Origin of the sequence: Azospirillum sp. INR13 (assembly GCF_015390205.1) — a bacterium.
GTDB lineage: Bacteria > Pseudomonadota > Alphaproteobacteria > Azospirillales > Azospirillaceae > Azospirillum.
In genome coordinates, this window is the sequence record NZ_VUOI01000013.1 from 47169 (window position 1) to 68211 (window position 21043).

Annotated in this window: 17 protein-coding genes, 1 tRNA gene, 1 other RNA gene and 1 pseudogene; 5 read left to right on the top strand and 15 right to left on the bottom strand. The window is 68.6% G+C overall.

Features of this window, described 5'->3' with window-relative positions:
* Positions 1-760: 760 nt before the first annotated feature.
* From rnpB to F1643_RS11945, 7 genes are all read right to left on the bottom strand, one after another.
* An RNA gene (rnpB, locus tag F1643_RS11915) (RNase P RNA component class A) lies at positions 761-1162 on the bottom strand.
* A gap of 70 nt (positions 1163-1232) precedes the next feature.
* The gene (locus F1643_RS11920; protein ID WP_194913396.1) at positions 1233-1829 is read right to left on the bottom strand and encodes a Uma2 family endonuclease; all 597 of its coding nucleotides are present in this window, start codon (positions 1827-1829) and stop codon (positions 1233-1235) included.
* 69 nt (positions 1830-1898) lie between these two features.
* A complete protein-coding gene (locus tag F1643_RS11925) occupies positions 1899-2606 on the bottom strand; it encodes an N-acetylmuramoyl-L-alanine amidase (RefSeq protein ID WP_194913398.1) in 708 nt (235 codons plus the stop codon).
* Positions 2603-3481: a DMT family transporter gene (locus F1643_RS11930; RefSeq protein ID WP_194913401.1), complete on the bottom strand. Its 879-nt coding sequence runs from the start codon at positions 3479-3481 to the stop codon at positions 2603-2605. The genes F1643_RS11925 and F1643_RS11930 overlap by 4 nt, the downstream gene beginning before the upstream one ends.
* A complete protein-coding gene (locus tag F1643_RS11935; protein ID WP_194913402.1) occupies positions 3478-5304 on the bottom strand; it encodes an ATP-binding cassette domain-containing protein in 1827 nt (608 codons plus the stop codon). Before F1643_RS11935 ends, F1643_RS11930 begins: the two co-directional genes overlap by 4 nt.
* A gap of 40 nt (positions 5305-5344) precedes the next feature.
* A complete protein-coding gene (locus F1643_RS11940) occupies positions 5345-6484 on the bottom strand; it encodes a hypothetical protein (protein ID WP_255542683.1) in 1140 nt (379 codons plus the stop codon).
* Between the two features lie 130 nt (positions 6485-6614).
* Positions 6615-7394: a TerB family tellurite resistance protein gene (locus tag F1643_RS11945; protein ID WP_149222043.1), complete on the bottom strand. Its 780-nt coding sequence runs from the start codon at positions 7392-7394 to the stop codon at positions 6615-6617.
* Between the two features lie 307 nt (positions 7395-7701).
* On the opposite strand from F1643_RS11945, the gene F1643_RS23000 reads away from it, so the two are divergent.
* The 3 genes from F1643_RS23000 to F1643_RS11955 all read left to right on the top strand — a co-directional run bounded on the left by F1643_RS23000 (position 7702) and on the right by F1643_RS11955 (position 12170).
* Positions 7702-8013 carry a hypothetical protein gene (locus tag F1643_RS23000; protein ID WP_255542685.1) on the top strand — a complete coding sequence of 104 codons (312 nt, stop codon included), beginning with the start codon at positions 7702-7704 and terminating at the stop codon, positions 8011-8013.
* Positions 8014-8075: 62 nt separating this feature from the next.
* Entirely contained in the window at positions 8076-8282 is a 207-nt protein-coding gene (locus F1643_RS23005) for a hypothetical protein (RefSeq protein ID WP_255542686.1), read from the top strand.
* A 219-nt stretch (positions 8283-8501) separates the two neighbouring features.
* Positions 8502-12170, top strand: coding sequence for a hydantoinase B/oxoprolinase family protein (locus F1643_RS11955; RefSeq protein WP_194913403.1), 3669 nt, complete (start codon positions 8502-8504; stop codon positions 12168-12170).
* Between the two features lie 207 nt (positions 12171-12377).
* Here the strand turns inward: F1643_RS11955 and F1643_RS11960 are convergent, their stop codons facing one another.
* The gene (locus F1643_RS11960) at positions 12378-14309 is read right to left on the bottom strand and encodes a sigma-54-dependent Fis family transcriptional regulator (RefSeq protein WP_194913404.1); all 1932 of its coding nucleotides are present in this window, start codon (positions 14307-14309) and stop codon (positions 12378-12380) included.
* Positions 14310-14609: 300 nt separating this feature from the next.
* On the opposite strand from F1643_RS11960, the pseudogene F1643_RS23010 reads away from it, so the two are divergent.
* Together F1643_RS23010 and F1643_RS23015 are read left to right on the top strand one after the other, a co-directional pair.
* A pseudogene (locus F1643_RS23010) lies at positions 14610-15122 on the top strand (GGDEF domain-containing protein); the annotation flags it as partial.
* 94 nt (positions 15123-15216) lie between these two features.
* Positions 15217-15471, top strand: coding sequence for a diguanylate cyclase (locus F1643_RS23015; protein ID WP_255542687.1), 255 nt, complete (start codon positions 15217-15219; stop codon positions 15469-15471).
* 119 nt (positions 15472-15590) lie between these two features.
* Here the strand turns inward: F1643_RS23015 and F1643_RS11970 are convergent.
* From F1643_RS11970 to epsC, 7 genes are all read right to left on the bottom strand, one after another.
* Positions 15591-15666: transfer RNA gene (locus F1643_RS11970), tRNA-Met, on the bottom strand.
* 186 nt (positions 15667-15852) lie between these two features.
* Positions 15853-16998: a tRNA 2-thiouridine(34) synthase MnmA gene (gene mnmA, locus F1643_RS11975; protein WP_194913405.1), complete on the bottom strand. Its 1146-nt coding sequence runs from the start codon at positions 16996-16998 to the stop codon at positions 15853-15855.
* 133 nt (positions 16999-17131) lie between these two features.
* On the bottom strand, positions 17132-17461 hold the full coding sequence (locus F1643_RS11980) for a ferredoxin family 2Fe-2S iron-sulfur cluster binding protein (RefSeq protein ID WP_194913406.1): 330 nt from the start codon (positions 17459-17461) through the stop codon (positions 17132-17134).
* A gap of 67 nt (positions 17462-17528) precedes the next feature.
* On the bottom strand, positions 17529-18230 hold the full coding sequence (locus F1643_RS11985; RefSeq protein ID WP_194913409.1) for a molecular chaperone DnaJ: 702 nt from the start codon (positions 18228-18230) through the stop codon (positions 17529-17531).
* Between the two features lie 202 nt (positions 18231-18432).
* A complete protein-coding gene (locus F1643_RS11990) occupies positions 18433-19572 on the bottom strand; it encodes a cysteine desulfurase family protein (protein ID WP_194913410.1) in 1140 nt (379 codons plus the stop codon).
* Between the two features lie 35 nt (positions 19573-19607).
* Positions 19608-20093, bottom strand: coding sequence for an Rrf2 family transcriptional regulator (locus F1643_RS11995; RefSeq protein WP_085089868.1), 486 nt, complete (start codon positions 20091-20093; stop codon positions 19608-19610).
* On the bottom strand, positions 20090-20848 hold the full coding sequence (epsC, locus tag F1643_RS12000) for a serine O-acetyltransferase EpsC (RefSeq protein WP_194913411.1): 759 nt from the start codon (positions 20846-20848) through the stop codon (positions 20090-20092). The genes F1643_RS11995 and epsC overlap by 4 nt, the downstream gene beginning before the upstream one ends.
* Positions 20849-21043: the final 195 nt, after the last annotated feature.

Sequence of the window (21043 nt, forward strand, 5' to 3'; positions counted from 1 at the left end):
TCCTGTCAACTTTGTTGACGTATGTGGACAGGAAAACGGCCATAGGCCCGGCGATCCCCCCTGCTATCCCCCGTGCGCGGTCGGGTGCTCCGCGCTAGCCCCGCTTGGCCCATTCAGCCCCCGCCCCCGGTGTTAACCAGAATGGGTAGAAGCCCCCCTTAAATGGGCATTCTTGGGATAGCATGGGACGGCATGGGCGTCAACGGCCCCCCGAGTATTCAGACGGGGGTGTCAAGACTTTCGGGTCAGCCTGTGGCATCTGCGCAAGTTGGTGTACGAATTTCCGGAATCTTCGCAGTATTCCGCTGGACTCTCTCAATGTGGATAAAGTTATCCACACAGGTTCTCATAACGTTCCAAAGTTTTAAGAAAATGCGACCGATCCATGGTTTGTTGCACCGTCGAATCGACCCCCTCCGACGGCATAGGACCTTGGGTAGGAAAGGGCGGTCCGGCATGGGACGGCATGGGAAATCGCCCCACAGTTATCCACCGGCTGTGGATTAGTCTGGGGAAAATGTGGATGGGGCCGTGCACATCCTGGGGATGGCCGCGGGAAAGCCCGGCAATCCGCGGCATACAAAGAGAGGAGCGGTCGCATCCGCCCTGTGGATGAAGCTGTCATCCGCCCATGCTGTCCCATGCAGACCCGCCGAAAGGGGCAAGGCGGGGGCAAACGGATGCCGCCATGGGGCGCCATGGGATCATGTGCCCCGGTCGGCTGCCCGAACTGGGATGGACTGGGCGATGGTGTGGGAAAAGCGCCAGATGGCCTGTAAGCCGGGTTCTGTATCCCGCCCCGAAGGGCAGGCGATGGCCATTCGTCTGGGACGCCGGTTGCCCGGACGCCTCGCGCGACCAACCCGAGCGGCGGCGCGGAAACGCGCTTGACCCACGCCCGCCCCGTTGCGGGGACGGTGGTCGGGCCGCTCCTATTCGGTCTTGCTCCCGGTGGGGTTTACCGTGCCGTCCCCGTTGCCGGGTCCGCGGTGCGCTCTTACCGCACCCTTTCACCCTTACCTGCGTCGAAACGCCGGCGGTTTGCTTTCTGTGGCACTTTCCCTAGGGTCGCCCCCGCCGGCCGTTAACCGGCACCGTGTTTCCGTGGAGCCCGGACTTTCCTCCCCCGGTCGAAACCGAAGGCGGCCATCCGGCCATCTGGCGCGACCGTTCATATAGAGAAGCGGCGGTGGGGGCAAATCCCAAATAGCGAATTCGGAGCAAGGGGCAGATCAGGGAGCCTGTTCGACGTCCGACGGCTCCGGTCCCAGTTCCACATTGGCGTAAAGTGCCGACACCGGCACCTCGACGCCTATGCTGTCCAGTCGAAGCACGTCTCCAGGCTCCACCAGCAGGTCGCATTGCCAGCGGCTGTCGTCCAGCCGGCGATGCACCTCGACGAACAGGAACTCGCTCTGCACCAGCAGGATTTCCTGCACCGACGGGATGGAGCGGTAGACCGGCAGCTTCACCTTGCGGTCGTGGTCCTCGGTGGATCGCGACAGGATCTCGACGATCACCAGCGGGTCAGGCGTGTGGTACTGCCCATGCCGGTGTGGCGTGCAGGTGACGGCAAGGTCGGCCTGGAAGAAGTTGCGGAAGCTGTTGGGCTTCAGGATGCCGGCTTCGGACCGGACATGGCAGGGCGGGCGTTGGCGCAGTACGCTGCCGATCTCCACCGCGATGTTCCCGGCCACGATCTGGTGGGCGCCATAGCTGGGCGCCATCGCCACCGGCACGCCGTCGATCAGCTCGTAGCGGGTCTGCGTCCCGTCGTCCCACGACAGGAACTCGTCGAGACTCATCCGCTTGTAGGCCAGGGACGACATGCCGCTCTCCCGCTCAGCTGGGCCGGAGTGCCTAATATAAGGGATCGGCCCCGCCGGGGCGAGAGGCCATCACCGCCCCGTCAGCCGCAGCAGCGCGCGCAGGCGCCGCACCGTCTCGGCATCCGGGGTGCCGGTCAGGCAATCGGGATGGAAATGGCGCTGGAAGGCCAGCAGGGCCCGCGGTTCGGCCGGGTCGTACCCATAGCGTCCCAGCAGTGCGGCGATTTCGGCACCGGTGACGGGGGCATCGCTGACGGGACTGTCGTCGGCCTGGGACGGCGTGGGCCAGAGCCCGATACCCTGTGCGGCGAGGCCCGGCCAGTCGAACAGCTCGCCCGGATCCTCCTTGCGGGCGGGCGCCACGTCGCTGTGGCCCAGCACGTCGGCGGGGGCGATCCCGTGGCGCTCCATGATGCCCCGGCACAATTCGGCCACTGCCGCCATCTGCGCGGGCGGGAAGGGGCGATAGCCGAACTCGTGCCCTGGGTTGACGATCTCGACGCCGATGGAGCGGCTGTTGACATCCTCCGCCCCGCGCCAGCTCGACCGGCCGGCATGCCAGGCGCGCCGGTCCTCGTCGACATGGGCGTAGACGGTGCCGTCCTCGTCCACCGTGTAATGGGCGCTGACCTGGGCCGCCGGATCGCAGAGACGGTCCAGCGCATGGGCGGCGGTCGGCATGCCGGTGTAGTGCAGGATCAACAGCTCCACCCGTGCACCATCGGCCCGAGGGCCGTGGTTGGGGGAGGGGCGGTCGATCCGGCGGAAGGCGCTCATGTCGGATTGGTGACCGTTTCGTTGACCGCCTTCGGCCCGCGCCGGACGATCACCGCGACGCCGCCGACGGTCAGCAACCCGCCGATGGCGAGGTTGATCGTCAGCGGATCCCCCATCAGCAGTGCGCCCGATGCGACGCCGAAGATAGGCACCGTCAGCAGATAGGGCATGGTCTGGTTGACGGAGTAGCGGCCGAGCAGCGGATACCACAGCCCATAGGCGATGATGGTGACGGCGACCGCCATGTAGACGATCGAGGCCCACCCCACCCAGGTGGAGTTGGCGAGCGCCTCCATCTGGCCATGCTCCAGCAACAGCGACAGGACCAGCAGCTGCGGCATGGCGAACAGCGCCATCCAGCCGTTGACGGCGAAGCCGTTCACCGCGCCGACCAGCTTCATCTGCACGCTCGCCACCGCAAAGGCGAAGCTCGCGGCCAGGATCAGCAGCAGCGAATAGAGCGATTCGCCCAGCCGCGGTTCGCCTGCGATCACCGCCACCCCGGCGAAGGCGGCGGCCATGCCGATGCCGCGGCGCCAGCCCAGCTTGTCCTTGAACACCACCGCCGCCAGCAGCGAGGAGAAGGGCACCTGCGCCTGCGCCGCCAGCGATGCGGTGGCGGCGTCGATCCCCTGCAGCCCGGTGAACATCATCGGGAAATGGATGCTGCCGAGCGTAACCGACAGCAGCGCGATCTTCCACAGCTTGTCCCGCGGCATGCGGAAGAAGGGAATGATCAGCACCGCCACCAGGGCGAAGCGAATGAACATGACGAACAGCGGCGGGAATTCCGCCAGCGCCCATTTCGCCACGACGAAGTTCAGCCCCCACAGCGCCATCACCGCCAGCGCCTGGAGCGTGTGGGCGAAACTCATGCCCGGCCGCCTTCCAGCTCCTCGCGCATCGCCTCCAGCTCCAGCCAGCGCTCCTCCGCCGCGGCAAGGTCGCCCTGCTTGGCGTGCAGCTGCTCGCTGGTCTTCTGGAATTTGGCGGGATCGCGGGTGAACAGGTCGGGGTCGGCCAGCACCTTCTCCAGCTTGGCGATCTCCGCCCCCAGCCCGTCCATGCGGGACGGCAGCTCGTCCAACTCGCGCTGGTCCTTGTAGCTCAGCTTGCCGCGCGGCTTGGCCGCGGCGGCCGGCGCCGTGACGGGTTTCGGCTTGGCTGCGACGGCGGGGGCCGCCTTGGCCGGCCGCTGCACCAGATAGTCGGAATAGCCGCCGGCATATTCGGTGGCGGTGCCGTCGCCCTCCAGCGCGATGGTGGCGGTCACCAGCCGGTCGAGGAAATCGCGGTCGTGGCTGACCAGCAGCAGCGTGCCCTGGTAGTCGCCCAGCACGTCCTCCAGCAGGTCGAGCGTGTCCATGTCGAGGTCGTTGGTCGGCTCGTCGAGGATCATCATGTTGCTGGGCTTGGCGAACAGCCGGGCCAGCAGCAGCCGGTTGCGCTCGCCGCCCGACAGCGCCTTCACCGGGCTGTCCAGCTGCCGGGTGTCGAACAGGAAATCCTTGATATAGCCGGCGACGTGGCGCGACACGCCGTTGACCATCACCGCGTCGCCACCGAACGGGCACAGCACCTTGCGGATTGTGTCCTCCGGATCCAGCCCCTCGCGCCGCTGGTCGAAATAGGCGGTGTCGAGGTTGGTGCCCAGCTTCACCGTGCCCTCGTCGGGATCGAGCTGGCCGGTCAGCATCTTCAGCAGGGTGGATTTGCCGGCGCCGTTCGGCCCGATCAGACCCACCCGGTCGCCGCGCAGGATGCGGGTGGAGAAATTCTTCACGATGGTCTTGCGGCCGTCGGGCGTGTCGAAGCCCTTGGAGATGCCGGTCGCCTCGATCACCAGCCGGCCGCCGCGCTCGGCCTCGGCGATGGCGAGCTTGGCCTGTTGGCCGCCCTTGATCTGCTCGGCGCGCCCGGCGCGCAGGTCCAGCAGGTTGCGCACGCGTCCCATGTTGCGGGTGCGGCGGGCGGAGATGCCCTCGCGCAGCCACTTCATCTCGCTCTCGATCTTGCGGTCCAGCTTGTGGGCCGCGGCCTCCTCCGCCTCGAACACCTCCGCCTGCCAGGTCTCGAACTCGGCGAAGCCGCGGTCGGTGGCCCGCACCGTGCCGCGGTCGAGCCACAGCGTGCGCTTGGCGAGCCGGTTCAGGAAGGCGCGATCGTGGCTGATCAGCAGCAGCCCGCCGCGGAAGGACAGCAGCTCCTCCTCCAGCCACTCGATGGTGGGGAGGTCGAGATGGTTGGTCGGCTCGTCCAGCAGCATGACGTCGGGGTTGCCGACCAGCGTGCGGGCCAGCGCCGTGCGGCGCGACTCGCCGCCCGACAGGGTGCGGGGGTCGAGGCTGCCGTCGACCTGCAGCCGGTCCAGCACGGCATCGACCCGGTGGGCCTCGTCCTGCTCGTCGGCGGGCAGGCCCTGCACGACATAGTCGTGGACCGTGGCGCAGCCGGTGAAGTCCGGCTCCTGCGGCAGATAGGCGAGGCGGGCGCCCGGCTGGACGAAGACGGTGCCGCCGTCGGGGTGGATCATCCCGGCCAGCACCTTCATCAGCGTCGACTTGCCCGACCCGTTGCGCCCGACCAGACAGGCGCGGTCGCCGCGGGCGATGGACAGGTCGATGCCGTCGAACAGCGGACGGCCGCCGAAGGTGACGGTGACGCCCTGGAGCGCCGTGATGGGTGCGGGAGGAGCCATGGACCGTTCGTGCGCCGGAAAATCGAGGGAAGGGGATGGGTTATAACGCGCCATACCCCTCCACCGCGACCCGGAAAAACGGTTGGGCGGGTTGCGTCCCGCGGAACCGGGCTCTCCTCACCCCGCCGCCGGAACCGGTCCGGTCGGCGTCGCCACCTGCTGCTCCTGCATCTTGAAGCCGAAATAGGTGCCGTTGCTGATGCCGGTCAGGGCCAGCAGGTTGGCCGACAGCTCCGGCATGCCCAGCGTGCGGGTGACCTCGTAGAGGAAGGTGATGCCCAGCACCATGGTCCAGGCCAGCAGTTGCAGGCGGTGGATGTTGTAGCCGGCGGCATCGCTCAGCAGGTCGGCCAACCATCCCTGCGTCGGGGGATAGACCTCGTCCAGGCTGGCGGCCATCGTCGCCCGGCCGGCGGTCCTGGAAGGCCGCGAGCACGGAGGTGCCGCCGACGATTCCCATCAGCGCCATGGTGCCGGTGGTGACGGTGTCCATCGATCCGGTGATGGTCAGGATGGCGACGTAGGAGGCGGTGACGATCCCGCTCCACCACAGAAGCTGGAAGCGGGCGAGGCTGTAGGGCGCCCGGTAATCGGCCGGCATCGGCACGCCGGAAATGGGGGTGATCGAATCCATGCGGCCGAAATGGCGGAAGAAGGCGAACAGGAACCCCGCCGCCACAAGCGCGAACCACAGGCCGGCCAGCCCGAGGTCGCGGTCGCTCGCCCCCTGGATGGCGACCAGCTTCGGTGCGGTGCTCATGCCGCCGGTGGCCGGACCGAAGGCGATCGGCAGGGTCTTGGTGCCGGAAAGGCTGAAGAAGCCGCTGAAGGCGGTTTGCCATGCCGCCCGGCGCTGTGCCGCGTCGTCACCGTTGCCGGCGATGGAGGTGGAGGCGGTGCCCACCAGTTCCCCCTTGGCGGAGCAGCCGAAGCTGGCGCGGGCGCCCGGAATGGTCTGGCCGTTGGCGACCAGGACCAGCCCTTGCGCGTTGAGCGCCGCAGCTTGCGTCGGGCAATCGGTGCCGGACGGCGGAGCCCCCAGCGTCAGCGTCAGCGGCTGACCCAGCACCACCGGGCTGTCGATGGATGCGATCTGCGCCTGGGCGGCAGAGAGCGTACCTGCCGCCAATGCCGTTCCCAAAGCCGCAGCGAAGATCGTCCGGATGATCGTGCGTTGCATCGTCGTGTCGTTCCCAAATCCTGCGGGCAACCGGTCGCCCGCCCCATCGGGGACGATACGTCAAGAAACGGGATAAAGCCCACGACAAAGCAATTTAAAATCCAGTCACATCGTGACGAATCGCGACATGCTAGAGCAGGGCGGCGCTTCCTTCCCGCTCGCGGCGGATTCGGTCATAGGCGGCGTTGACGAGCGCGAGCTTCTGCGTCGCCAGATCCACGAACTCCTGCGGCATGCCTTGGGCGATCAGCCGGTCGGGGTGATGTTCGCGCACCAGTGCACGGTGGGCGGCCTTGACCGTGTCGTCGCCGGCGGTGCGCGCCACGCCCAGCACCGCGTAGGGGTCCGAATCGGTCGGACCGCCGGCCATATGGTGCCCGGCGACGATGCGGCGGAATTCCGCCTCGTCGAAGCCGAAGATCACGGCGATGGCGCGCAGATACTCCACCTCCGTCTCGTGCAGTTCGTCGTCGGCCTCGGCGATCATCAGCAGGCTGTCGAGCAGCTCTTCCAACACCGCGTGCCTGTCCTCGAACAGGTTGGCGATCTGGCGGGCATACTCCTCGAAGCCATGGGTGTCGCGGCGGGCGAGGTCGAAGACGCGGCCGACATTGGCCAACTCGTCGGCCGGGACGCGGAACAGCCGCTTGAAGGTGTCGACCTCCACCCGCTTCACCACGCCGTCGGCCCGCGCCATCTTCGCCGCGAGGGCGATGACGCCGATGGTGAAGGCGACGGTCTGCTTGGCCTCCTCGGCCTCCGCATCGGTCATGGCCTTGCGCTGGTCGCCGGGGCCGCAGGGCGACCACAGGTCTACCGCTTGTCCGGCAAGCCCGCCCAGAAGGCTGCCCAGCGGCCCGCCGCTGAACAGGCTGGCCGCGCTGCCCAGGATCCTGCCCCAAATGCTCATACTCCGCCTTCCGCGTTCCGCTCGCCCGTCATCCTGTCCGCCGGCAGCATAGCCGCCGTACGGTTATCGGCCAACTGTGGCGCGGCTGCAACATACCAGCATTGTTCGTATTGCGAATTTCTAATAAGCGCTTGCCATTCCCTGCCAGAACGCCATGTTGCACTGCAACAGAGGGCGCCGCAGAGAGCGCCGGTTTCGATAACAACGGCTGCCGCCAAGCGCTTGTTACGGGCGTGCGGCGCCGGAGTCTGGGGAAAAACGTTCTGCGCGAATGCGTTTTCGAATTTCGAGAACCGTGAGCAGAGCCATGCCTGTCATCCGCAAGATCATGCCGACCGAACTCCAGCAGTACCGGGCGCATCTCCTCCGCCTGGACAATGCCGACCGCTATGCCCGCTTCACCGGCACGCTGTCGGACGAGGCTGTGGAGCGGCACTGCGCATCCATCGACTGGGGCCGTACGGTGCTGCTGGGCGCGTTCGAGGACGGCGTTCTGCGTGGCGCGGTGGAGCTGTGCGGCGACCGCATCCTCTGGCCCGATCAGGCCGAATTCGGCATCAGCGTCGAATCGGAGCTTCAGGGCAAGGGCGTCGCAGCACGCTGGTCCGCCGCATCCTGACGGTCGCCCGCAACCGCGGCATCCGCCATGTCCACATGATGTGCGTGGCCGGCAATGTTCGGATGCGTGCACTGGCCCGCCGCTTCGGCGGCCGGCTGGCGCTGGACGGCGGCGAAGTCGCGGCCCTGTTCGAACTGCCTCCGCCCAACCAGTTTTCGCTTGCCCTGGAAGCGTTGGAGGACGGCAGCGGCGCCTTCAACAGCATCCTGTCCGGCAATGCCATCCTGGCCCGCCTGCCCGGCATCCGGCCCGAGCGGCTCGCCGCTTGAACAGGTAGCGGCTTGCCGCTTGAACAGGTGGCGGCTCGCAGCCTGACGACAGAGCCGCTTCATCGGTGATCCTGTGTTCTTTCCGCCGCGGCCGCCCGTCTTGATGGCTGCCCTGTTGGGCGTGGGGCACGCAGGCGGTTGAAATTCGCCGCCGGATCGCGAAACTCCGGCCCACGCGCGGTGCGGTTGCCGCGCAGGGATTCGGCGGGTGCGACGACGATGGCTGAGACTCAAGGCGCGGCGATGAACGGGACGGCGGAGGTCAAGCCTGCCCGATGGCAGTTCTGGATCGATCGCGGCGGCACCTTCACCGACATCGTCGGCCGCCGGCCGGACGGGTCGGTCGTCACCCACAAGCTGCTGTCGGAGAATCCGGAGCGCTATGCCGACGCTGCCGTCCAGGGCATCCGCGAGCTGCTGGGCCTGAAGCCCGGACAACCGATCCCACCGGACACGGTGGAGGTGGTGAAGATGGGCACCACGGTCGCCACCAACGCCCTGCTGGAACGCAAGGGCGAGCCGACCGTCCTGCTGATCACCGAAGGGCTGGGCGACCAGCTGCGCATCGGCCATCAGGCCCGTCCGAAGATCTTCGCCCGCCGCATCCATCTGCCCGACCAGCTCTATTCCCATGTGGTGGAGGTGCCGGAACGGGTGATGGCCGACGGCCGGGTGCTGAAGCCGGTCGACCTGCATGCCGTCCGCCGCGGGTTGGAGGAGGCCTATCGGCAGGGCTTCCGCGCCGCCGCCATCGCGCTGATGCACGGCTACCGCTATCCGGAGCATGAGCGGCAGGTCGCCTCGCTGGCCCGCGCCGTCGGCTTCACCCAGGTTTCGGTCAGCCATCTGGTCAGCCCGCTGATGAAGCTGGTCGGCCGCGGCGACACCACGGTGGCCGACGCCTATCTCTCGCCCGTGCTGCGCCGCTATGTCGACCGGGTCGCCAACGACCTCAGTGTCGACGGCACCCCGGTGCCGCTGATGTTCATGCAGTCCAACGGCGGCCTGACCGATGCCCGCCGCTTCCAGGGCAAGGATGCCATTCTGTCGGGGCCGGCCGGCGGCGTCGTGGGTGCGGTGCGCACCGCCGGGATGGCTGGCTTCGACCGGGTCATCGGCTTCGACATGGGCGGCACCTCCACCGACGTGTCGCATTATGCCGGCGAGTATGAGCGCGCCTTCGACGCGGTGGTGGCCGGCGTGCGGGTGCGCGCGCCGATGATGCACATCCACACCGTGGCGGCCGGCGGCGGCTCGCTCTGCGTCTTCGACGGCACCCGCTTCCGCGTCGGGCCGGACAGCGCCGGCGCCAATCCGGGTCCTGCCTGCTACCGCCGCGGCGGACCGCTGACCGTCACCGACTGCAACGTGATGGTCGGCAAGATCCAGCCGCGCTTCTTCCCGCAGGTCTTCGGACCCAACGGCGACCAGCCGCTGGACGCCGAGGTGGTGAAGGCTCGCTTTATTGAGCTGGCCGCCACCGTCAACGCCAGGCTCGGCACGACGATGACCCCGCAGGAGGTCGCCGAGGGCTTCCTGCGCATCGCCGTCGACAACATGGCGAACGCCATCAAGAAGATCTCGGTGGAGCGCGGCTATGACGTCACCGGCTACACGCTGAACGGCTTCGGCGGGGCGGCGGGACAGCATGTCTGCGCCGTCGCCGACGCGCTGGGCATGACGCGGGTCTTCCTGCACCCGCAGGCCGGCGTGCTGTCCGCCTACGGCATCGGTCTGGCCGACACCGTCGCCATCCGCGAGCGGGCGGTGGAAGGTCCGCTGAGCGACGCGGTGGTCGACCGGCTGACCATGCTGTTCACCGATCTGGAGACCGAGGGGCGGGCGGAGCTGGCCCGCCAGGGCGTCGCCGCCGGCCGGCAGGCGATCAACCGTCGCGTCCACCTGAAGGCCGCCGGCTCCGACACCACGCTGACGGTTGCCTTCGGCTCGAAGGTGGCGATGACCAAGTCCTTCGAGGAGGCGCACCGCCGCCGCTACGGCTTCCTCACCCCCGGCACCGCGCTGGAGGTGGAGTCGGTGACGCTGGAGGCGGTCGGCCTGACGGATGTTCTGGAGGATCCGGAGCTTCCCGCCACCACCGCGGTGCTGCCGCGCCGTCTCGCCACCGTCGCCATCCATATCGGTGGCCAGCGCCGCGAGGCACCGCTCTACGACCGCCGCCAGCTTCAGCCCGGCAACCGGGTGGTCGGCCCGGCGATCCTGGCCGAAGCCGTCTCCACCACCGTGGTCGAGCCCGGCTGGATGGCGGAGGTCACCCGCAAGAACCATCTGGTGCTGACCCGGCTGGAGCCTGCGACCCAGCGTCAGGCCGCCGGCATCAAGGGCGGGGCGAAGGTCGACCCGGTGATGCTGGAGGTCTTCAACAACCTGTTCATGTCCATCGCCGAACGCATGGGCGTGACGCTGGAGAAGACCGCCCGCTCGGTGAACATCAAGGAACGGCTGGATTTCTCCTGCGCCCTGTTCGACCGCGACGGCGGGCTGATCGCCAACGCCCCGCACATGCCGGTGCATCTGGGATCGATGGGCGAGAGCGTGCGCGCCGTCATCCAGCGCCGCGGCGGCACCTTCACCGCGGGCGAGTGCTTCGCGCTGAACGATCCCTATCACGGCGGCACGCATCTGCCGGACATCACCGTCGTCTCGCCGGTGTTCGACGAGGCGGGCAAGGAGTTGCTGTTCTTCGTCGCCTCACGCGGGCATCACGCCGATGTCGGCGGCATTACCCCCGGCTCCATGCCGCCCGACAGCAAGACCATCGCCGACGAAGGCGTGCTGATGGACTGCGTGCCGCTGGTGGAGAACGGCCAGTTCCGCGAGGAGGCCCTGTTGGAGCTTCTGCGCTCCGGCCCGCACCCCGCGCGCAACCCGGCGCAGAACATCGGCGACCTCAAGGCGCAGGTCGCGGCCAACGAGCAGGGCACCCGCGAACTGCACCGCGTCGTCCGCCTGCACGGCCTGTCCACCGTCATCGCCTATATGCGCCACGTCCAGGACAACGCCGAGGAGCAGGTCCGCCGCGCCATCGGCGTGCTGAGCGACGGCGATTTCGCGGTGACGCTGGACAACGGGGCGGTGATCAAGCTGCGGGTGTCGATCGACCATGCCGCGCGTTCGGCGATCGTCGACTTCTCCGGGACCAGCACGCAGCTGACCAACAACTTCAACGCCCCCTCGGCGGTCTGCCGGGCGGCGGTGCTCTATGTCTTCCGCTGTCTGGTGGATGACGAGATCCCGATGAACGAGGGCTGCCTGCGCCCCATCGAGATCATCATTCCGCCCGGCTCCATGCTGTCGCCCAACCCGCCGGCCGCGGTGGTCGCCGGCAATGTGGAGACCAGCCAGTGCATCGTCGACGCGCTGTTCGGCGCGCTGGGGGTGATGGCGTCGGCCCAGGGCACGATGAACAACACCACCTTCGGCAACGAGTGGCACCAGTATTACGAGACGGTCTGCGGCGGGTCGGGTGCCGGCAACGGTTTCGACGGCACGGACGCGGTGCAGACCCACATGACCAATTCGCGCCTGACCGATCCGGAGGTGCTGGAATGGCGCTTCCCGGTGCTGGTGGAGGGCTTCCGCATCCGCCGCGGCTCCGGCGGGGCAGGGCGCTGGCGTGGCGGAGACGGCGTGATCCGCCGCCTGCGTTTCCTGGAGCCGATGACCGCCGCCATCCTCGCCAACCACCGCAAGATCGCCCCCTTCGGCCTGAAGGGCGGCGCGGACGGTGCGCTCGGCCGCAGCTGGGTCCAGCGCACCGACGGCAGCGTGCAGGAACTGGCCTCCCAGGACAGCACCGCGATGCGGCCGGGCGACGCCCTGGTGGTGGAGACGCCGGGCGGCGGCGGGTTCGGGGCTGTGGTGTAGGGGGAAGTTCTGGGGCGATTGCCCCCACCCCAACCCTCCGCCGCTCTCAGCGGACCTATGGTCCGCCTGTCGCGTCAGCACAAAGCTCTGCTTTGTGCGAGAGCTGGGCGGGGGAGGGGGATTAGGCGCTTTTTCAGGAGAGTGGCGGCAGTCCCTCCCCCGCCCAGCGGGGGAGGTTAGGTGGGGGCAATCATTGCAGCACCCCCCTCACTCCGCCCGATGCGGCGCCACAATGCCGAAGCGGTGCATCTGCCGGTGGATGGTCGAACGGTCGACCCCCATCGCCCGCGCCGTCGCCGACACGTTCCAGTGATGCCGCCGCAGCGTCTCGCGCAGCCGGGCCGCGGGATCCTCCTCTGCCACCACCGTTTCCGCCGCCTCCGCCGGCCAGGCCTGGAACAGGCCGCTGTGCTGCACCGGCTCCGGAATGTCGGCGAGGTCGATCAGCCCGCCGTCGCTGACCGCGCAGGCATAATCCAGCGCATTCACCAGTTCCCGCACATTGCCCGGCCAACCATGGCCGCGCAGGGCTGCCAGCGCCGCCGGGGTCAGGCGGTAAGCGACGCCGTCACGCTCCGCCCGCTCGGCCAGCAGCCGTTCGATCAACCACTCCAGGTCGCCGCGCTGGCGCAGCGGCGGCACGGTGAACACCGCGCCGTTGAGACGAAAGTACAAGTCGTCGCGGAAGCGGCCGGCCTTGACCAGTTCCACAAGATCACGGTGGGTGGCGCCGATGACGCGGACATCCACCGAAACCGCCTTGGTACGGCCGATCGGCGTCACCTCCCGCTCGGCAAGCACGCGCAGCAGGCGGGTCTGTGACGACAGCGGCATGTCGCCGATCTCGTCCAGGAACAGGGTTCCGCCATCGGCCTCCAGGATCAGCCCCTTCTTGCCGCGCGCCGTCGCCCCGGTGAAGGAGCCGGGCTCGTAGCCGAACAGCTCGCTCTCGATCAGGTTTTCCGGCAAGGCGGCGCAGTTGACGGCGACGAAGGGCTTGTTGCGGCGGATGCTGGACTTGTGCAGCGCCTTCGCCAGATGCTCCTTGCCCGTGCCGGTCTCGCCATGGATCAGCAGGCTCATGCGGGTGTTGACCAGCTTCGCCGCCCGCGTCAGCACCGCCTTCAGCGCCGGGTCGCCGCCGGACACCACGCGCAGCGGCTCCGGCAGCGGGTCGTGCCCCTGGTCGTGGGGGTGGTTGCGGGGCAGGGACACCGCAGGCGGCGGCATCGCCTGGGCGAACAGCGGCAGGCCGGTGCGGCGCAGGCGCAGCGTGCGCTGTTCGGTCGGGAGCGCGCGGACGAAGCGGACCAGATCGTCCACCTCGCAGTCGAACAGTTCGGCGAAGGTGCGGCCGAGCGGCGACACACCGTCCTCTGCCAGCAGGTCATGGGCCTTGTGGTTGAAGCCGACCACCCGCCCGCCGCCGTCGAGAGCGAGGACAAAGTCGGGATCGACCTCCGCGAACTCCTGCGACGCCGACAGCTTCACCACCCAGTCGCGGCGGAAGTTGTTGTAGAGGTTGGCGGTTTCGATCTTGTGGACATAGGCCTTCACCATCTGCAGCGCCAGATACTGGCTGATCTTCGGTTCCGGCGAATGCAGGGCGGAGATGTCGAGGACCGCCGCCAGTTCTCCCCCGCTTTCGAAGACGGGGGCGGCGGTGCAGGTCAGCGGAATGTGGGTGGTGTCGAAATGGTCGGTCTGGTGCACGGTCAGCGCCTGGGCCGTGGCGATGCAGGTGCCGACGGCGCAGGTGCCGGCATGCCCCTCGTTCCAGTCGGACCCCAGATACAGCCCGGCCCGGCGTAGATGGTTGTCGAAGGTCGGGTCGCCGATGAAGTCCACCGTGACGCCGTTGCTGTCGGTCAACAGCAGGACATAGCCCATGCCGGCGACCTGACGGTACAGCGCCTCCAGCCCGAAGCGGGCCATGCGCAGGAATTCGTCCATCGCGTCGCGGTGCTCGCGCAGCCGTTCCTGCGGCAGGATGTGGGCCTCGCGCCCGATGGTGGGGTCCAGCTTGTGGTCGGCGACGCAGCGGCGCCAGGAGCTTTCGATGATCGCATCGCGGGCTGACGGCACACCGGCGGAGACACGGACGAGTTCATCGATGTGGGCCGCGCGCGCGCTGTCCATGGTCGTGCCTCCCGCAATATCGTCCGCTTGTCCTGCGAACAAATTTGAATGAAACATTAGCAACCTGACGCCCCGCTAGGCAACATGTGCAAAAGCATCAGACAGCCCCACCGGCCGATCGCGGACAGGCCCGCCGCCATACCTGCGTATGACCCCCCGCTTTTCGTTATCGTTCTGCGACATGACGTTAAGGACATTTGCACAAGTCGGGTCTCATGCTCCATAAACGGGCAGGGATCGCCGGGAGCTTTCGATTTGCGGATTCTGATCGTCGACGATTCACCGCGTCACCTCACCATGATGGTGTATGAGCTGACGAAGCTGGGCTACGCGACCAGCGTGGTCGAGACCGGCGCCGCCGCCATCGAGGCGGTGGCGAACGAACGCTTCGACGTGGTGATGGCCGACATCCGTCTTGCCGACATGACGGGGATCGAGCTGTGCTGGCATCTGCGCACCGCCCAGGGGCTGCGCCACCTCTACCTGATCCTGATGATCCCCGGCAGCATGACCGACCAGTTCCACGAGTTGGTGGAGGCTGGCGCCGACGAGTTCCTGCGCAAGCCGCTGGATTGGAAATGGACGGCGGCACGCCTGCTGGCCGCTTCGCGCGTCGTGGCGATGCAGCGCGACCTGGAGCGGCTGGCGACCACCGACGCCCTGACCGGTGCCCTGAACCGCCGCCGTTTCCTGGAACGAGGGGACGAGGAGTTCAACCGCTCGCGACGCTACGGGCGTCCGCTGTCGGTGGTGATGCTGGACATCGACCATTTCAAGCGGGTCAACGACACCTATGGCCATGCCACCGGCGACGAGGCGATCCGCAGCACCGTGCGCGCCTGCAAGGAGAGCTTGCGAACCAGTGACGTCATCGGCCCGCCTGGGTGGCGAGGAATTCGCCGTCGTGATGCCGGAAACCCCGCCGGTCAACGCCTTCGCCGTCGCCCAGCGCCTGCGCCAGGCCGTCGCCGCCATGCCGGTCCGGCTGGAGACCGGAGGCGAGATGTCGGTGACCGTCAGCCTGGGGCTGAGCTGGCTGAACGCGACCGACGCCGGCATCGAACCCCTGCTGGCCCGCGCTGACGCCGCCCTCTACCGCGCCAAGCACGCCGGCCGAAACCGGTCGAGGTGGAGCCGCGGATCGCGCTGCCGAAGTCGATGATGGGGTAGGGGAGACCGGCATTCCGCATTGGTCGAACTGCAATCGACGCCGCGTCAACCCGATGATGCGCAAAGAAAAACCCCCTGACTTCCGTCTGGAAATCAGGGGGTTCTCTATGATGGTAGCAGCGGAGGGGATTTGAACCCCCGACCAAGGGATTATGATTCCCCTGCTCTACCACTGAGCTACGCTGCCATCGTGAGCGCCTTTGTTGGCGTTTCCGCCGCCGTTGGCTACCATCGTGTCCCGTCGTTGCCGCCGGGAGCCGCTATATAGGATAGGGCGGCTTGGCCTGTCAACGCGGAATTTTCGGGGGGTGCGATTTTTTTCGGCCGGTCGGCGGAAAACCGCTTAACCCCCTGATTCAAGCCGCCGTTTCACTCACCGCCGCCCCGCGTCCACAGCCCCGGCGGTACCGGAAATCCAGCCGCCGCCGAGCACGCGGTCGCCCTGGTAGACGACGCAGGCCTGACCGGGGGCGATGCCGTGCTGGGCCTCAATCAACTCCACCCGCGCGCTGCCGTCCGGCCCGGCGCGCCAGATCGCGGGGGCGGCGGGCTGGGCGGAACGGAGCTTCACCGACACCTCGATGCCGGCGCCATCCGCCAGATCGGGACCCAGCCAGTTCACGTCGCGCACCATCACCAGCGAGCGGGCGAGGTCGCGGCGCGGGCCGACGACGACGCGGCGGCGAGCGGGCTCCAGGCGGACGACGTAGAGCGCCTCCTCCTCCTGGCCGCGGATGCCGCCGATGCCCAGCCCCTTGCGCTGGCCCACCGTGTAGTGGACGACGCCCTTGTGGCGGCCCAGCACCCGGCCATCGACATGGACGATGTCGCCGGGCTCGACCGAACCGGGGCGCAGCTTCGCCACCACCTCGGCATAATTGCCGTTGGGGACGAAGCAGATGTCCTGGCTGTCCGGCTTGGCAGCGACCTCCAACCCATGGCGCTCGGCCAGCGCACGGGTTTCCGGCTTGGTAAGGCCGCCCAGCGGGAAGCGCAGGAACTCCAGCTGTTCGCGCGTGGTGGCGAACAGGAAATAGCTCTGGTCCTTGGCGGGATCGACGGCGCGGTGCAGCTCGGCGCCCTGCGGGCCGGCGATGCGGCGGACGTAATGGCCGGTGGCGAGCGCGTCGGCGCCGAGGTCACGCGCGGTGTTCAGCAGGTCGCGGAACTTGACGCGCTGGTTGCAGCGCACGCAGGGGATCGGCGTCTCGCCGCGCAGATAGCTGTCGGCGAAATCGTCCATCACGTCCTGGCTGAAGCGGCCCTCGTAATCCAGGACGTAATGCGGGATGCCGATGCGGTCGGCGACCTGACGGGCGTCGTAGATGTCCTGGCCGGCGCAGCAGGCGCCCGGCTTCTGCAAGGCAAGGCCGTGGTCGTAAAGCTGCAGCGTGATGCCGACGACGTCATACCCCTCCTCCCGCAGCACGGCGGCGGTGACGGAGGAATCCACCCCGCCGGACATCGCGACGACGACGCGGGTGTCCTGGGGGCGCTTTGAAAGACCGAGGGAGTTCATGGCGCCCTATATGGTACGGGCAGGCGCCCGGGAAAGTAGGAAATCGGAACAGGGGAAGGTGAGGGGGAAAGAGGCCGCCGGGTTTTGCGTCGCGTGACGCTCGTCCGGCGGCCGGAACAGGTTCCCCGCGCCGTTACTTCATCGCGTTGTTGCTGCCGCCCGGCAGGCGGACGACCAGACCGTCCAGCTCTTCGGTCATGATGATCTGGCAGCCGAGGCGCGAGGTCTTGGTCAGGCCGAAGGCGAGGTCCAGCATGTCCTCCTCGTCCTCCTGCGCGTCCGGCAGTACGTCGAACCATTCCGGCTCGATCACGACATGGCAGGTGGAGCAGGCCAGCGAGCCCTCGCAGGCGCCTTCCAGGTCCAGGCTGTTCTTGTGCGCGATCTCCAGCACGGACAGGCCGAGCGGGGCGTCCACCTCGCGGCGGCTGCCATCGGGCTCGATGAAGGTCATCTTGGGCATGGGGTCCTCGTTCTTGTAAGGTTGCCTAGCGATTGAAAGGGCGGGTTTTGGTAACGGGTTGGCCGGATCAGGGCCGCGGCGGCGTCCGGGCGGCGCGGCGGTCACGGACGTCGGCGGCCAGCGCCTCCAGCCGTTCCAGCCGGGCCAGGATGCGCGCTGCACCGTCCGTGGCCGGCGGGCTGTCCGGGCCGGAGGCCGTCTGCGCCTTGCGGAAGGCGGGGGCGAGATACTTGATGCAGGCCTCGATCCGCTGGCCGAGGTCCAGGCCGATGCGGTCCAACTCCAGCGCGTTGTCGGCACGGGTCAGCCGGGAGGCGAGATCGGCGATCTCCTCGTCTCCATTCTCGGGCCCATTTTCAGCCCCATCGCTCGCGGTCGGCGCGCCGCCCAGCAGGGACAGCAGCGCCCGGGCGCGGCGGATGGGGTCGCGCAGCACCTCGTACGCCTCGCGCAGGGCGTCGACCTGGGCCTTGGCGTTGGCCTGCTGGCGCGGGCCGCGGGCGGCGAAGCGTTCCGGGTCCATGGCGCGGGTGAAGCCGGCATGCTGCTTCGACAATTGCTCAAGATCGATGTCGAAGCGCCGTTCCAGCCCCAGCCGGGTGAAGGGGTCGAGGGCGCGCGGGGGCTGCGCCGCACCGCAGGCGTGGCAAAACAGGGCACGCGGCGCTACCGAGCGGCCACAGGCGCCGCAGGGCTCCAGATCGCCGGCGATGGCGCCGGAAATTCCGCCGCTGTTGTTGCCGGGCGGGCCGGATTTGGAACGGGTCATGCGCGCTGTCCGTCAAAACGCCGAAAGGCTCGGCCGATAGGATGGTGTACCCGACATCATGCCTCCGCCGCCATCCGGCCCGACATCATAGGGGCCTTCCGCGGCGTCATACCCAGAAGCCGCATCCGGCGCAATGCGCGAATGCAGGCTTTCCGGATGGGAGACAGATGGTCGCGCAGCCATGCCGGCTGTAGGAGGGCACTCAGCCATCCGCAGGCGCGCTTCGCCGCGCCATCGCGGTCCAGGCCGTCAGGAAGCGGTCCACCGCCTCGTCGTCGCTGGTCCAGCCCAGGCTGACACGGATGGCGCTGGCGGCGGCTTGGTCGTCCTCGCCCATTGCCGCCAGCACATGGGACGGCTTCACCTTGCCGCTGGAACAGGCCGAACCGGCGCTGACCGCCACCCCGGCGAGGTCGAGCGTCATCACCTGGGTCTCTCCGGGCAGGCCGGGCAGCATCAGGCAGCAGGTGTTGGCAACGCGCGCCGCACCGGCGCCCATCACGCGAGCGCGCGGCATGGCGGCCAGCGCCTCGCGTTCCAGCCGGTCGCGCAGAGCCGCGAGGTCGGCGGCCTCCGCCAGCCCGTCCAGCGCCAGACGCGCCGCGGCGCCGAAGCCGACGATGCCCAGCAGGTTCTCGGTGCCGGCGCGCTTGCGCCGCTCCTGTCCGCCGCCGCGGATCAGCGCGTCGGGTTCCAGACCCTCGGCCAGGATCAGGGCGCCGACGCCGGTCGGACCACCCAGCTTGTGGGCCGACAGCGTCATCAGGTCGGCGCCGAGGGCGGACAGCGACAGGGGCAGCCGCCCGGCCGCCTGCACCGCATCGCAATGGACCAGCGCACCATGGGCGTGCGCGATCCGGGCGGACTCCGCCACCGGCTGGATCACCCCGGTCTCGTTGTTGACGAGCATCAGCGAGACCAGCGCCGGTTCGTCCCCACAGGCCAGACGGCGCGCCAGATCCTCCAGGTCGGCGACGCCGTCGCGGGTCACGCCGAAGCGCTCCGCGTCGGGCCGGGCGGCCAGCACCGACTCATGCTCGATGGCCGAGGTCACCACCCGGCGGCCGGCGAAGCCGCGCAGCGCGAAGTTGTTGGCCTCCGTCCCGCTGCCGGTGAACAGCACCTGGGCCGGCTTGACCCCGGCGAGCGCGGCCACGGCGGCGCGCGCCTCCTCGACCGCGCGCCGGGCGCTGCGGCCGAAGGCATGCACGGAGGACGGGTTGCCGACCAGATCCATCGCCTGACCCATCGCCGCCTTCACCTCCGGCTTCAGCGGGGCGGTGGCGTTGTGGTCGAGATAGACTCCGGTCCGCCGGAACGGGCTGACGGGCAGAATGGTCACTTTTCAGGCGTGCTCGCGTCCGGAAAGGGTCGTCTTCACTCGGCGGCGGCGACCGCGGTGCTGTCGGCGGCCGGAGCCGGGCGCAGCAGATTCAGGCCGCTGGTGCCGATGATCCGCCGCTCCACCACGTCGGCCACGGTGACCGAGCTGAGATACATGTGGATCTGGTTGCCCAGCTCCTCCCACAGGTCGTGGGTCAGGCAGCGCGAGCGGTTGGTGCGGCAACCCTGCGGCGTGCCGTTGGCGCAGCGGGTGGTGCGGATCGGCTCGTCCACCGCCAGGATGATGTCGGACACCCGGGTCGCGTCGGCCGGGTGGGCGAGCAGATAGCCGCCGCCGGGACCGCGCACGCTCTTGACCAGCCCGCCCTTGCGCAGCTTGGCGAACAGCTGCTCCAGGTAGGACAGCGAGATCTCCTGCCGTTCCGCGATGTCCGCCAGCGCGACCGGGCTGCCTTGGCTGGTGGCGGCCAGATCGACCATCGCCATCACGGCATAGCGTCCCTTGGTGCTGAGTCTCATCGCGGATCTCCTTGGGCTTCGTGCATCCCGACATGGTGGGACGCCACCGCTTCCAGCGGTGTGGGTGTTGAACGGGGAAGTACGGTTGCAGCCGATGGCGGGTTCGCCGCCTCCAGCTCGCCGACGCGGGCCTGCAGCGCCGTAACCTGATCGAGCAGGCCGGACAGCGCGCGGGCCACCGGATCCGGGATCTCGCCGCAGGGAGTGCCGTAGGGCATGAATTTGCGCGTTTCCGCCCGGTCGCGCGGGGCGACGGGCTTGGCCGGAATGCCGACGACCGCGGTGTCGGCCGGCACATCGGCCACCACGACGGCGTTGGCGCCGATGCGCGCGCCGCGCCCGATGGTGATGGCGCCCAGGATCTTGGCGCCGGCGCCGACGATCACGCCGTCGCCCAGCGTCGGATGGCGCTTGCCGGGATCGAGCGAGGTGCCGCCCAGCGTCACCCCATGATAGAGCATGACGTCGTCGCCGATCTCCGCCGTTTCGCCGATCACGACGCCCATGCCGTGGTCGATGAAGAAGCGGCGGCCGATGGTGGCGCCGGGATGGATTTCGATGCCCGTCAGCGAGCGGGCGATCTGCGAGACGAGGCGGGCGGTCAGGTGCCAGCCGGCGTCGCGGGCACGCCGGGCAAGGCGGTGGAGCACGATCGCATGAAACCCGGGGTAGCAGATCGCCACCTCCAGCCGGGACCGCGCCGCCGGGTCGCGCGCCATGATCCCGTCGATCTCTTCGCGAAGATGCTTGAACACGCCATCACCCGCCGTGGTATTAGGTCCGCCGCTCTCATCGGCCGCCCGCGCCCGGCTTAGGCCTGTCGGAACCTTGCGGTTCAGGACCTTCCGGTCCGGAACCCTGCGGATCCGGCCGGCATGGACCCGGTCTTTCGGCCGGTCCCGCTAGCGCTGGGCCGATCGGGCGGGTCAGGCGGGTTGCCCCGGAGGACG